Raw genomic sequence first — 13,060 nt, 5'->3', positions numbered from 1 at the left:
AAGTTAGTTTTGTACAGCAAAATCATTTTACTATTGATAGTGTTAGCCCTGCTCAGGCTTGACTGGCTTTGAGTTTCTTTCGAATGGAGTGTTCTACGGGGATGGAGTCTAGGTTTGGCTCCAATGCCTCACGCTCATCAAAGACAAAGCAGCTGCCTTGGTAATGCGCAGAACCCACCTCTTCGAAATATTTCAAAATACCGCCTTCTAGCTGGTAGCTATGCTCCATACCAATCTCGCGCATATACAAGCCAGATTTTTCACAGCGAATACCCCCCGTACAAAAGCTGACCAGCGTCTTATCGACTAAATCATCTTTATGTGCAGAAATTGCCGCTGGAAACTCAGTAAACTTTTCAATATTGAAATGCAATGCATTCTCAAAAGTGCCGTAGTCGACTTCAAAGGCGTTGCGAGTATCTACCATCACTACAGGACGGCCTAGATCGTCAGTGCCGCGATCTAACCACTCTTGCAATTTTTTGGGGGTAATGAAATTAGCGCGACCTTCCTCAGGACGAATCGCTGGGTGATTCATGCGAATAATTTCATTTTTGAGTTTGATCAACATCTTCTTGAAGGGTTGATCCTCGGACCAACTTTCCTTTGCTTGAAGTGGGGCAAAGCGGGGATCGGTGCGGAGCCAATCCAGAAATCCACGTAGCTCATCTGTTTTGCCGGCAAGGAACATGTTGATGCCTTCACCAGTCAATAGAATGGTTCCCTTCAGCTGGCGGGCATTGCATTCATCCAGCATTTTGGCGCGCAGCTCTGCCAAGCCATCTAGGCTGACAAATAAATAGGCGGCAATATTTAGAATCGACTTCATTTTTCTCTCACTGGGCTACAGCAGCATTATCGAGCAAATAGGCTGAGGGGGTGTTAATCTTGAGGTCTTATCTAGAGGAGACAAGTCCATGCAGGATTTAGTGAAAATGGCTAAAAAAGCCTTTAAAAACAGTCTATTAGCTACTTTTATGGCCTTGGGAGTAAGCGGTGTAGTTCTGGCACAAAATGCGGGTGTTGGCACATGGCCCACTCAAAAGCCAATTCGTTTAATTGCGGTCTTTCCGCCAGGAGGCTCAGTTGACCAGGTTGCTCGTGTATTGGCACCCGCCTTGCAAGCAGAGCTGAAGCAAAACGTGATTGTTGAAAACGTAGGTGGCGCCTCTGGTGTGATTGGTACCTCTGCAATGACTCGGTCCGATCCAGATGGCTACACCTTTGCGGTGGTGTTTGATACCCATGGCGTGAATCCAAGCCTAAAAGATAAACTTCCCTATGACACGATTAAAGATATTGCCCCCGTGATTCTGGTTGGCACATCACCGATGGTGTTGGTTGCCAGTAAAAAATCTGGTATCACTAGCTTTAAGCAATTAGTGGATCTTTCTAAGACAGGCAAGCAATTTAGTTACGGTTCGATTGGCATTGGTAGCTTGGGTCACCTAGCAATGGCGCGCCTTGCAAAACAAGCGGGCTTTGATTGGAATCACATCCCTTATCGTGGTGGCGGCCCTTTGATGCAAGATGCTTTGGGTGGTCAAGTGGAGTTGGCGGTAGGCTCAGAGTTTTTGGTGAAGCCACATATCGATAATGGTGGAGTCATTCCGCTAGTGATTACAACCGCCAAGCGTTCACCATCTTTGCCTAATGTACCGACAATTTCTGAGAGTGGCTTTCCAGGCTTTAGCGCGCCAGCATGGTGGGCGGTACTAGCTCCTGGTAAAACATCTCCAGCAGTGATTGATGCAATGAACAAAGCCTTGAACAAAGCATTGAAGACGCCTGCTGTTGCCGAGAAGTTCAAAATGCAAGGCATTCAAATTGTTGGCGGTACCCCTGTTGCTGCACAAGAGTTTATCGGCAAGCAAATTGGTATCTGGGGCAAGTTCGTAATTGAAAACAATATTAAAGAAACTGCTCAGTAAGCACTATTTATAAGAGGTAAGCATGTCAGAACGTTTAATTCCCTACCAGCCAATGGATTTGGCAGAGCCAGCAGAGTTGGTTGCTGCTATTCGCAAAAGACGGGGCGGTCAGTTTATTAATTTAGATCGCATGCTCTTGCATAGCGTTCCAATTGCAGAGGGCTGGAATCACTTTATTGGTGAGATTCGTAATAACCTGTCTTTGGATCCAAAGCTGCGTGAGTTGGCCATGTGTGGCGTAGCGGTCTTGAATGGTGCTGAGTATGAATTCTTTCACCATGCGCCACCTTTCAAGAAAGCCGGCGGCACTGAGGAGCAGGTCCAAGGCTTACGACTCATTGGACAGCCGAATTTTCCAAAAGATCTTTACTCCCCGGTGGAGAACGACGCTGCCGAACTCACTTTTCAGATGACGCGCAATATCAAAGTGGATCCTGAATTAATGAAGCGCTTACAAAAGGCTTTGGGAAGCACGGATACCGTGGAATTGGTAACGGTAATCGCCGCTTACAACATGGTGTCTCGATTCTTGATAGCGCTGGATGTCAATCCTGAAGATCATCCTCCGGCTTAAAGTCAAAGTTTAGCCAAAGCCACTTATCAATATGATCCGCAATATCCAAACTATTATTCCTGGCATTGCCACATCTGATGGTGCGGGTGTGAAATTGCGTCGTAGTCTGGGCGGTCAAAATCAAGTTAGGTTAGATCCTTTTTTGATGCTTGATGAGTTTTCCTCTAACGATCCAAATGATTATGTGGCAGGCTTTCCGGCTCATCCCCATCGAGGTTTTGAGACGGTGACCTACATGCTGGAAGGTCATATGTTGCATGAGGATCATTTAGGAAATCAAGGCCACCTAAAGACTGGTGGCGTGCAATGGATGACGGCAGGGCGCGGCATTATTCACTCAGAGATGCCGCAGCAAGTGAGCGGTGCCATGCGCGGCTTTCAGTTATGGATTAATTTGCCCGCTAAAGAAAAGATGAAGCCGGCTGGCTATAAAGATATCCAGGTTGAAGATATTCCAAAGATTACTTTGGCAAATGGCGGCTCAGTGAAGATTATTGCGGGCGCCTATAGCCATGAGGACAATGCAGTTCAAGGACCAATTCAAGGGATCACTACTGCGCCATTATTTCTAGATATACAGTTGCCACCCAACACAGAGTTTGAGCAACGCATTCCAAAAGAACTCAATGCATTTGTTTATGCATGCGAAGGTGAGCTGGAATTAGGTGGGCCAATGATGCCGGCTCCAAAGCAGGCGGCTATTGTTCTTGGTGATGGCGATCTTTTAAAAGCGAGAGCGGGATCTGTAGGCGCGCAATTTATTGTTCTAGCAGCTTTGCCCTTGCATGAGCCTATCGTTCAGTACGGCCCATTTGTAATGAATACTCGTGCTGAAATTGAACAGGCCATAGATGATTATCAAAACAATCGGTTTGTGGTTTCCTAGGTGACTCAATCGGCAACCCTTCAATGGGAAGAGGGCGGACAAATCTGTTCCGCTCAATGGCATTCTGAAAATGGCATTACTCCCCATAAAAAGATTCAGGTCGCCGATGACACGCTGACTGCTGATATTGCTTATCGCTTAGCCTGTGAAGGCACTGCGATGCTTTACAAGGGTGACTTTCAGAATGCGCGGCAACTCTTGCAGGCTTTGGTCAGGAGGGTGGATAAGCCTTCCAAGAAATCTACCAGGGCTGACAGGGCTGCAAAAGAGAAAACCAAAAGCCCCATAGATACATTTAATCTGCATCGTCTTACCCAATCCCAGCGTGCTCGTATTTTGGGTATGGTTCTCATTCCGGTAAATGCTGACCATACAATATCCTTGAGGCGTGCGCCAGATGTAACTAAGGCCTGCCTTGAGGCCTATGGAGCGCAAGAAAATTCCTATGTTATTTCCTTGCGTGAGTTGCTTGGAGTCATTAGTGCTCATGAGTGGCGCAAGACGGGTGTGCAAGTTCTTACTAGGGATGATGAAGAGGTTCGCATTCATCCGCACTATGGCGTTTTCTCTCCTGTGCGTAGTGAATATATTAGCTTGGTGCTGAAAGCCCCGCTGCCGGCAGCCATAAAACAAAGCTCTGTAGCCTTTGATATTGGTACGGGCACCGGAGTGTTAGCAGTTGTTTTAGCTCTGCGAGATATTCAGAAGATTGTTGCGACCGATCTAAGTGATCGAGCGATTGCTTGTGCGAAAGAAAATATTGACCACTTAGGCTTAAATTCACAAATTGAAATTCAGAAAGCCAATCTTTTTCCAGACGGCAAAGCAGCGCTCATTGTTTGTAATCCACCATGGCTACCTGCAAGACCGAGTTCCTCACTAGAGCATGCTGTGTATGACCCTGAGAGCCAGATGTTGAAGGGTTTCTTGGGTGGGTTAAAAGATCATCTGCTGCCAAATGGCGAGGGTTGGCTCATTCTGTCTGACCTTGCGGAGTACTTGGGCTTGAGAACAAGAGAAGAGCTTCTGAATTGGATTGATCAGGCGGGTTTAAAAGTGATTGCGCATTTAGATACGAAGCCAACGCATAACAAGGCATTTGATAAAGCTGATGCATTGCATGCAGCGAGATCTAAAGAAGTCACTTCACTGTGGCGATTAACCCAAAAGTAGTACCACATTCAATAGCCCTACAAGTCCCGTCCCCATTGGGATCATGGTTGTTTATCTACAGTAGCATCCTTAAAATCATTGAGAGCAGTAGTTAACTTACTACACATTTTTTTGGTAAGTTGAATATAGCTTTTCTCATATATTTTTAAGGGTGTCATTTGCTTTCTGGTGCATTGTCTAGAGATGTATTGCTAATTTCGGGGGTAACTCTCTCTCATTTATTAGCACTATTGATACTTTTATCGGGATCATTTGCGGGGTCCACATCATCCGCTCCAGATTTTCTGATGGTAAATCTAGTAGGTAAAAGTACCTTGCCATCTCAACAGAAAAAATCCTTGTTCGCACCCCAAATCAAGACACCTTCCAGCAGTGAGCGCGATAGTTCCAGTGCTGTAAATGAATCCCATGCGCATAGTGATAGCAAGGGATCTGGGCATCACGCATTGGGTGCAGCTAGACAGGTTATATACAGCCCCAAACCCCATTACCCCTTAGCCAGCAGACAGCTTAAGGAACAGGGTTTGGTCATTGCAAGATTATGTGTAAGTGAGCAAGGCCTTGTGCAAGAAGTTGGCATCACCCAAAGCTCAGGCTTTCAGGGTTTGGATCGCTCAGCCATCAAGGCTTTGGCTCAGTGGAGATTTGAGCCCATTTCAATAGCTCCTCCCCAGGTTTCTTTGCAATGCTTTCAAACACCTATTCAATTTACCTTGGAAGGCTAGTGCTTGAACGAGAAAAATATCTTAGACCTTGATTCAAAATGTATTCGATCAAATCAACTTTTGCCTAGATGCATTCCAAGCGAAACCTTATTAGGCCACACAAAGCAGATCTTCATTTTGCATGATGGGCATCCATATCAATTGCGCATCACTAAATTAGGGAAACTCATTTTGACGAAGTAAATATGAATTAACTTACTAGCCAGCAAGAGCATTTTCATGTGCATATAGCCAGCGATTTTTTGTTTCTATCACTGGAGATGGCATATGAAGCATCAAGAAGTTTTTCGTCCTCGAAATCAGTTAGTCTGGATTTCATCGTTTGCATTGTTATATGGAGGATCTTTTTCGGTTTGGGCCAATGCTCAAGATATTGAGTTACCTAGGATTGATATTGTTGGGCGAGAGGAAAATGCCCTGTATAAAATTCCTGGTACGGTTGATGTCATTAATCAACAGAGGATGGAGGAGCTACAACCTCAGTCCCTACAAGATGTATTAAAGACGGTTCCTGGTGTTAATGTCCGCGGAGATGAGGGTGGCCTAGGGTCTATTCCAAATATTGGCATTCGGGGGTTAAATCCGAGTCGCAGCTCCAAGGTTCTTCTGTTGGAGGATGGTGCCCCCATTCAACCAAGCCTCTTTATTTCCAATGCTTCCTATTACAGCCCGCCTGTAGAGCAAATCGGTGGGATTGAAGTTTTAAAGGGCGCATCGGGTCTGAAATATGGACCATCCAATATTGGTGGCGTAGTGAATTACCTTAGCAAAACACCTGCTCCAGGATTTAAGTTAACCGGAAAAGTGGGTAATTACGGATATCGCTATGCAGAGCTTGAGGCAGGGGGGGAATCGTCATCGAATGGTGCCATTGGAGGAATAAACCTGATTCAATCTGAGTCCAATGGTTACCAAGGCAATGGTTTCAAGATGTACGACATCTTGGTGAAAGGGGGAGTGGAGATTGCACAGAATCAGTGGTTAAGTCTGAAATACACCCATTACGATAACAATATCAATACCTCGTATGTAGGTCTGCGCCCAAATCAGTTCAGCACGCACTCAAGAGATAATCCAGCGCCAAATGACCGCTTTATTACCCAAAGAAATGCAGTAGATCTCAACCATGCTATTGAAATCAGCCCAGAGACCAAAATCAATACCTTGATGTATTGGAGTAGGTTATCTAGAGATTATTGGCGGCAAAGTATTGTTAAACGCACACAGGAATCGACAGTCTTTAGAGCCTGCAACGTAGGTACTGATTGTCTGATTGGACGAAATCGAGAGTTTCAAATGTTGGGCATCGATTCTCGGGTAAGTCATGCCTATAAGGCTCTAGGGATTTCTAATGAAGCAGAGTTTGGATTGCGCATGCATACCGAATCTCAAATCAATCAATTAGTGAGCTCCAAAACTTTAGCCTATTCTGGCCGACTCACTTCGCAGGAAGATAACAAGGCTAATTCAGTGGCGGTCTATGCTCAAAACCGTTTCTTGCTGAGTAAAGACTTTGCACTTATTCCTGGGGTACGAGTAGAAAGTTATAACCAGACCCGTTCAAATCCTGCGACTGGTAAAGCAGGTAGCGCCAAGAATATAGAAACTATTCCGCAAATTGGTGCTACCTGGCAGCTTATTCCCCAAGTGCAGGCGTACGGTAGTGTTTATAAAGGTTTTGCGCCAGCACAGTTAGCCACCGCAATTGATGACAAAGGAGTTGATCAGCAGTTAGCCCCAGAACGCTCAACTAATGCGGAGCTCGGGCTGCGTGGTCGCTCGGGTGCTTTTACTTATGATTCAGCTATTTTTAGCATGAACTTCAGTAATCAAATTGTGAATCAGAGCTTAGCTGCCGGAATTTCTAAAGCCAATGGCGGTAAAAGTTTGCATCAAGGTGCTGAGATGTCCTTGGCTTATGCGCTAGGAGGAGGATGGGGCATTAACGGTAATGCTACTTACATCCCGGTGGCTAAGTTTGTTGGCACTAGCTCTTTGGGACGAGATGGTAATCGCATTCCATACACGCCTAAATTAACTTCCAATCTTGGAGTTAGCTATGAAAAGAATGGCTTCAATACTTTAGTTAGTCTAAATTATGTTTCCACTCAATATGCGGATTCAGCAAATACAGTTGCGCAAAATACCATTGGAACTTTAGGTGAAGTGCCCTCCTTTACTACAGTGAATTGGAGTGCTAATTACGCTATTAACAAAGATTGGAAATTGTTTGGAGTGATTAACAATGTATTTAATAAAAGATATATATCGAGCCGGAGTCCTGATGGGATTTTTGCTGGAGCGCCCCTCAATTTCCAAGCTGGTATGAGTTATCAATTCAATTAATAGGAATGATGGATTCCTGAAGCAAAGAAAAACGCCACCCATCTGGGTGGCGTTGGACTGTTACAGACTTAAAAATGGTGGAACCGGCGGGAATCGAACCCGCGTCCGCAAATCCTCCACAACAAGTTCTACATACTTAGTCATATCATTTAATTTAGCCAGCTAGGCACGGATTGACACGTTCCACGCTGACGATCCACTAAGTTTTCGAATCATTCCCCGTGACATGAAATGATCTTATCTCTTGTAAATGACCCTGATCTAGCTTGCGCTAGCTGACCCAAGAGAGAATCAGTTCAGGGGCAACCGCAATTAAGCGGCTAGTGCGAAACGTTCGTCGTTTGCAGTTAAAACATTCCCATTGATTTACGAGATAACGGGTCCTCGGTATGCCCTTGATGCTTTGTAACCCACGTCGAAACCATGTCGGTCCCAGATTGCATGCTTAGGAAGCTCTATTTTAAAGCCGCCAGCTTTAAATTGTTGAATATCTTTTATTCCCTATTGGGAAAGATGATTTGAAGTAGCTCGAGCGGCTTATTGACGATGTAATCCGCCCCCCAGGCCTCTGGGGGCTCTTTACAGCCACAGTAGCCATAAGCTGCTGCCACCGTCTTCATCCCAGCTGCTTTGCCTGCCACAACATCTCTAATGTCATCTCCTACATAAAGCGATTTTGTAGGATCTACCTTGGCTATTCTGGCGGCGTGCAAGATGGGTTCAGGATGGGGTTTTGAATACGATGTTGTATCACCAGAAACGGTAGAAATAGCTCTTTGGCGCAAACCCATTAATTCAGTGAGGGGGTTGGTAAAGCGTTCGCTTTTATTGGTAACGATGCCCCAGGGGAGTCTCGCTTCATCCATTTGATCCAGCAGATGGCCCATATCATCAAATAGCTTGCTCTCTACCAGCAATGCTTTTTCGTAATTACTGAAAAACTCATCGCGCAATAGGATGAAATCTGCGTGATCGGGACTAATGCCAAAGGCACCTTCAAGTAATCCGCGGGCACCAGCTGAAGCATAAGGACGCAGAAATTCATAAGGCTTGGGCTCAAGATTACGCGCAACGAGCAATTGATTGGTTGCCGCTACTAAATCGGGCGCAGTATCGGCTAGCGTGCCATCTAAATCAAAAAAGATTCCGACATAAGGACTAAAAAGATTGCTCATAGCTTGAATTATTTGCGAACGGCAATCATATAGTTCACATCGACATCATCACTCAAGCTGTAGATCTGAGTGAGTGGGTTATAGCTAAGACCTTTCATACCCAGCATCTCTAAACTCGCATGACGAGTAAAGGCTACTAATTCAGAAGGTTTGATGAATTTAGCGTACTCGTGAGTGCCTCTAGGAAGTAATTTCAGAATATATTCAGCGCCAATAATGGCAAATAAGTAGGACTTAGGGCTGCGGTTGAGGGTGCTAAAAAATAACGTGCCACCAGGTTTGCAGAGCTTGGCGCAAGCGCGCACCACTGACGCTGGGTCTGGTACATGTTCAAGCATCTCCATGCAAGTCACTACATCGTATTGTTCGGGCTGCTCATCAGCAAGCGCTTCAGCTGAGATGGAGCGATAAGTAAGGTTTGCACCTACCTCTAAAGCATGTAATTCAGCTACTTTGAGAGCTTTTTCAGATAAATCAATACCGGTTGTATCTGCACCTGATTGAGAAATAGATTCTGCCAATATGCCGCCACCGCAACCAATATCAACCACCTTCTTGCCTTCTAGGCTAACGAAGGACTTAATCCAGTTTAGACGTAGCGGGTTGATGGCATGTAGAGGTTTGAATTCGCTATTGGGGTCCCACCAGCGATGGGCTAGGGCGCTAAATTTGGCGATTTCTGATTGGTCGACGTTCATATGGATGGGCTAATAGTGAGGCTATTGGAGAAGTCTATGAATATAGCGGAAATAAAAAAGCCCGCTAGAAGCGGGCTTTTTTACAAGTAAAGTGAATTACTTAGCTGCTGTACCAACAACTTCGATGTCAGTACGGCGGTTCTTAGCGCGGCCTTCAGCAGTTGCATTTGATGCAACTGGATTGCTCTTGCCTTTAGATTCTGTGTAGATACGGCTACCGTCAACACCCTTGCTTACGAGGTATGTCTTAACAGATTGCGCACGACGCTGACCGAGGGCCATGTTGTATGCATCTGTACCAACGCTGTCAGTGTTACCAACAGCGATGATTACTTCTAACTTGATCTTGCTCAAATCAGCAGCGATCTTGTCCAAAGTAGCTTTACCTTCTGGTTTCAAGTCAGACTTGTTGAAGTCATAAAGTGTGTCAGCTTGCAAAGTAATCTTGCTTTGGCTAACGCCAGCAGCAGCAGCAGCAACTAACGCACCGTCACAACCTTTAGCTGCAGTAGCAGGTGTCCAGTTGCTATCGCGCCAGCACAATGTGCCATCGCCGTTTTTCCAGTTTAGGGCGCCATCGCCGTTTTGCCAGTTATCAGAAGCCATTGCTGCAGTAGCAGAAACAGTAATAACAGAAGCGAGCAACACTCTTAGGGTTTTGTTCATTTTTAGTCCTCAAAAATCTCTTTTTTAATTAAAGTCAAACTTAAATGTAATTCGCCCTACCTTGATGCAAAAACTGCAAAGCGACACATCTCAATTTCGTACAAACTGACAGAATCTTAGCATAGGGCCTACCTGTCATCAAAATGATATTATTTCTAGATGGAACAAGCCGCTAAAGAAACACTACCAATATCCCTCGAAGACGAAATGCGGCGGTCCTATTTGGACTACGCAATGAGTGTCATCGTCGGCAGAGCCCTGCCAGACGTGCGTGATGGCCTCAAACCGGTTCACCGCCGGGTCTTATTCGCTATGTATGAATTAAACAACGATTGGAACCGAGCTTACAAAAAATCTGCCCGTATAGTTGGCGATGTAATCGGTAAATACCATCCGCACGGTGATTCTGCGGTGTATGACACGATCGTTCGGATGGCCCAGGATTTCTCTCTGCGCTATATGCTGGTTGATGGGCAGGGTAACTTTGGCTCCGTAGACGGCGATAACGCTGCTGCGATGCGGTATACCGAGATCCGCCTGCGCAAGATCGCTCATGAGCTTTTGGCCGATTTGGACAAGGAAACAGTCGATTTTGGGCCAAATTACGACGGTAGCGAGAAAGAACCTCTGATTCTGCCTGCCAAAGTGCCTAATTTGCTCATAAATGGCAGTTCTGGCATTGCTGTAGGCATGGCAACCAACATTCCTCCTCATAACCTGGATGAGGTGGTTACAGCCTGTTTACACGTGCTGCACAACCCAGAATGCACGATTGATGAGCTCATTGAGATCATTCCAGCCCCGGATTTTCCGACCGCCGGCATTATTTATGGTGTTCAAGGCGTTCGCGAGGGTTATCGCACTGGCCGTGGCCGTGTGGTCATGCGTGCCAAAACTCACTTTGAAGATTTGGATAAGGGCGCGCGTCAAGCCATCATCGTTGACGAGTTGCCATACCAAGTAAATAAAAAGAACTTGCTCGAGCGTATCGCTGAGTTGGTGAATGAGAAAAAAGTAGAAGGCATTTCTGATTTGCGTGATGAATCAGATAAATCTGGTATGCGCGTTGTTATTGAATTGAAGCGCGGCGAAGTGCCTGAAGTTGTTCTCAATAATTTGTATAAGAGCACTCAACTACAAGATAACTTTGGTATGAACATGGTGGCCCTGGTAGATAACCAGCCGCGCTTGTTGAACTTGAAGCAAATGCTTGAGTACTTCTTGCAGCATCGTCGTGAAGTAGTTACACGTCGTACCATTTTTGAATTACGCAAAGCACGTGATCGTGGTCACGTTTTAGAAGGTTTGGCTGTTGCGTTAGCAAACATTGATGAGTTCATTGCGATTATTAAAGCTGCAGCGAACCCTGTCATTGCGAAACAAGAGTTGATGGGCAAAGCTTGGGATTCATCGATGGTGCGTGAGATGTTGGCGCGCGCTGAGACTGATACGCCAGGCGGCCGTAATGCCTATCGTCCAGAAGGATTGTTGCCTGAGTACGGTATGCAAACTACTGGTTTGTATCGCCTCTCTGATAGTCAGGCGCAAGAAATTTTGCAAATGCGTTTGCAACGCTTGACTGGTTTAGAGCAAGATAAGATTGTTAACGAATACAAAGAAGTGATGTCGGAGATTTCTGACTTACTTGATTTGTTAGCAAAGCCAGAGCGTGTAACTCAAGTGATTGAATCTGAGTTGAAGGAAGTTCAAGCGGAATTTGGTATCGCTGGTGGTGATACAGGTCGTCGCTCATTCATTGAAATGAATGCAACAGAACTCTTTACGGAAGATTTGATTACACCTCAAGATATGGTGGTGACTCTTTCTAACACTGGTTACATGAAGAGTCAGCCTCTGAGCGAGTATCGTGCGCAAAAACGCGGTGGACGTGGCAAACAAGCTGCAGCTACTAAAAATGAAGATTGGATTGACACGCTCTTCGTTGCTAACACGCATGACATTATTTTGTGCTTCTCCGATCGCGGCCGCATGTATTGGCTCAAAGTTTGGGAGGTGCCGCAAGGTAGTCGCACCTCTCGTGGCAAGCCAATTGTCAACATGTTCCCGCTGATTGAAGGCGAGAAGATCACTGTGATTCTCCCGATCAAGGGTTATCAGGATGATCATTATGTCTTTATGGCAACTAGCTTGGGCACTGTGAAGAAGACGCGCTTGTCTGACTTCTCTAACCCACGTAAGGCTGGCATCATTGCGGTTGATTTGAATGAAAACGACTTCTTAGTTGGTGCGGCGATTACTGATGGTCAGCACGACGTTATGTTGTTCTCTGACGCCGGTAAAGCAGTGCGCTTTGACGAGAATGATGTTCGTCCAATGGGTCGTACCGCACGCGGAGTGCGTGGCATGAACTTAGGCGAAGGTCATCAAGTGATCGCTATGTTGGTTGCTCCAGCAGAAGCTGCGGAAGGCGCTCAAGCGGCTGTGGTTGATGCGAACGGCATTGCAATTCCAAGCAGCGTATTGACAGCTACAGAGAATGGTTACGGTAAGCGTACGCCAATCGCTGAATACACACGTCATGGTCGCGGCACAAAGGGCATGATTGCCATTCAGACTTCAGAGCGTAACGGCAAAGTAGTTGCTGCTGCTCTGGTATCGCCAGAAGATCAAATCATGCTGATTACTACCGGTGGCATTTTGGTACGTACTCGTGTTTCTGAAATTCGTGAAATGGGACGAGCTACTCAAGGCGTCACTTTGATCAACGTTGATGAAGGCACTCGCTTGTCAGGCTTACAGCGTATTGCTGAGAGCGATTCGGATGAAGAAGTTGATGTTGATAGCGCAGAAGAAGGTGATGTATCTGCTGATCCAACAACCGACTCTAATGACGATACGGTAGGTGACGCTTAAGCGTCACCTTTA

12 protein-coding genes and 1 other RNA gene are annotated in these 13,060 nt (G+C 45.8%); 8 read left to right on the top strand and 5 right to left on the bottom strand.

From position 1 onward, the window contains the following. Nucleotides 1-52 precede the first annotated feature (52 nt). Nucleotides 53-829 carry a sulfurtransferase gene (locus FD963_RS08015; protein ID WP_215361752.1) on the bottom strand — a complete coding sequence of 259 codons (777 nt, stop codon included), beginning with the start codon at nucleotides 827-829 and terminating at the stop codon, nucleotides 53-55. A gap of 88 nt (nucleotides 830-917) precedes the next feature. On the opposite strand from FD963_RS08015, the gene FD963_RS08010 reads away from it, so the two are divergent. From FD963_RS08010 to FD963_RS07980, 7 genes are all read left to right on the top strand, one after another. Continuing rightward, a complete protein-coding gene (locus tag FD963_RS08010; protein WP_215361750.1) occupies nucleotides 918-1,931 on the top strand; it encodes a tripartite tricarboxylate transporter substrate binding protein in 1,014 nt (337 codons plus the stop codon). A 22-nt stretch (nucleotides 1,932-1,953) separates the two neighbouring features. After that, the gene (locus FD963_RS08005; protein WP_072583683.1) at nucleotides 1,954-2,505 is read left to right on the top strand and encodes a carboxymuconolactone decarboxylase family protein; all 552 of its coding nucleotides are present in this window, start codon (nucleotides 1,954-1,956) and stop codon (nucleotides 2,503-2,505) included. A gap of 31 nt (nucleotides 2,506-2,536) precedes the next feature. Continuing rightward, nucleotides 2,537-3,391 (top strand): pirin family protein, encoded by an 855-nt coding sequence (locus FD963_RS08000; RefSeq protein WP_215361748.1) that lies wholly within the window; start codon nucleotides 2,537-2,539, stop codon nucleotides 3,389-3,391. Beyond that, entirely contained in the window at nucleotides 3,392-4,564 is a 1,173-nt protein-coding gene (locus FD963_RS07995; RefSeq protein ID WP_215361746.1) for a class I SAM-dependent methyltransferase, read from the top strand. Nucleotides 4,565-4,902: 338 nt separating this feature from the next. Then, on the top strand, nucleotides 4,903-5,289 hold the full coding sequence (locus tag FD963_RS07990; RefSeq protein WP_215361744.1) for an energy transducer TonB: 387 nt from the start codon (nucleotides 4,903-4,905) through the stop codon (nucleotides 5,287-5,289). 3 nt (nucleotides 5,290-5,292) lie between these two features. Beyond that, nucleotides 5,293-5,472: a hemin uptake protein HemP gene (gene hemP / locus FD963_RS10420; RefSeq protein WP_215361743.1), complete on the top strand. Its 180-nt coding sequence runs from the start codon at nucleotides 5,293-5,295 to the stop codon at nucleotides 5,470-5,472. Between the two features lie 84 nt (nucleotides 5,473-5,556). Next, nucleotides 5,557-7,635 (top strand): TonB-dependent receptor domain-containing protein, encoded by a 2,079-nt coding sequence (locus FD963_RS07980; RefSeq protein ID WP_215361741.1) that lies wholly within the window; start codon nucleotides 5,557-5,559, stop codon nucleotides 7,633-7,635. Between the two features lie 75 nt (nucleotides 7,636-7,710). Here FD963_RS07980 and ssrA read toward each other — a convergent pair. The 4 genes from ssrA to ompA all read right to left on the bottom strand — a co-directional run bounded on the left by ssrA (nucleotide 7,711) and on the right by ompA (nucleotide 10,174). Then, nucleotides 7,711-8,069: a transfer-messenger RNA gene (ssrA, locus tag FD963_RS07975) on the bottom strand. A 60-nt stretch (nucleotides 8,070-8,129) separates the two neighbouring features. Further along, nucleotides 8,130-8,810 (bottom strand): HAD family hydrolase, encoded by a 681-nt coding sequence (locus FD963_RS07970; RefSeq protein ID WP_215361739.1) that lies wholly within the window; start codon nucleotides 8,808-8,810, stop codon nucleotides 8,130-8,132. Between the two features lie 8 nt (nucleotides 8,811-8,818). After that, nucleotides 8,819-9,508: a bifunctional 2-polyprenyl-6-hydroxyphenol methylase/3-demethylubiquinol 3-O-methyltransferase UbiG gene (gene ubiG / locus FD963_RS07965; RefSeq protein ID WP_215361737.1), complete on the bottom strand. Its 690-nt coding sequence runs from the start codon at nucleotides 9,506-9,508 to the stop codon at nucleotides 8,819-8,821. A 96-nt stretch (nucleotides 9,509-9,604) separates the two neighbouring features. Beyond that, complete coding sequence (gene ompA / locus FD963_RS07960) at nucleotides 9,605-10,174, bottom strand: outer membrane protein OmpA (RefSeq protein ID WP_215361735.1); 570 nt, start codon at nucleotides 10,172-10,174, stop codon at nucleotides 9,605-9,607. Between the two features lie 159 nt (nucleotides 10,175-10,333). On the opposite strand from ompA, the gene gyrA reads away from it, so the two are divergent. Next, the gene (gyrA, locus tag FD963_RS07955) at nucleotides 10,334-13,048 is read left to right on the top strand and encodes a DNA gyrase subunit A (RefSeq protein WP_215361733.1); all 2,715 of its coding nucleotides are present in this window, start codon (nucleotides 10,334-10,336) and stop codon (nucleotides 13,046-13,048) included. The last annotated feature ends 12 nt before the right edge of the window (nucleotides 13,049-13,060 follow it).

Origin of the sequence: Polynucleobacter sp. JS-JIR-II-50 (assembly GCF_018687895.1) — a bacterium.
Taxonomy (GTDB): domain Bacteria; phylum Pseudomonadota; class Gammaproteobacteria; order Burkholderiales; family Burkholderiaceae; genus Polynucleobacter.
Note: the sequence above shows the minus strand (reverse complement) of the source record. Positions and strands in the feature narration are given on the sequence as shown.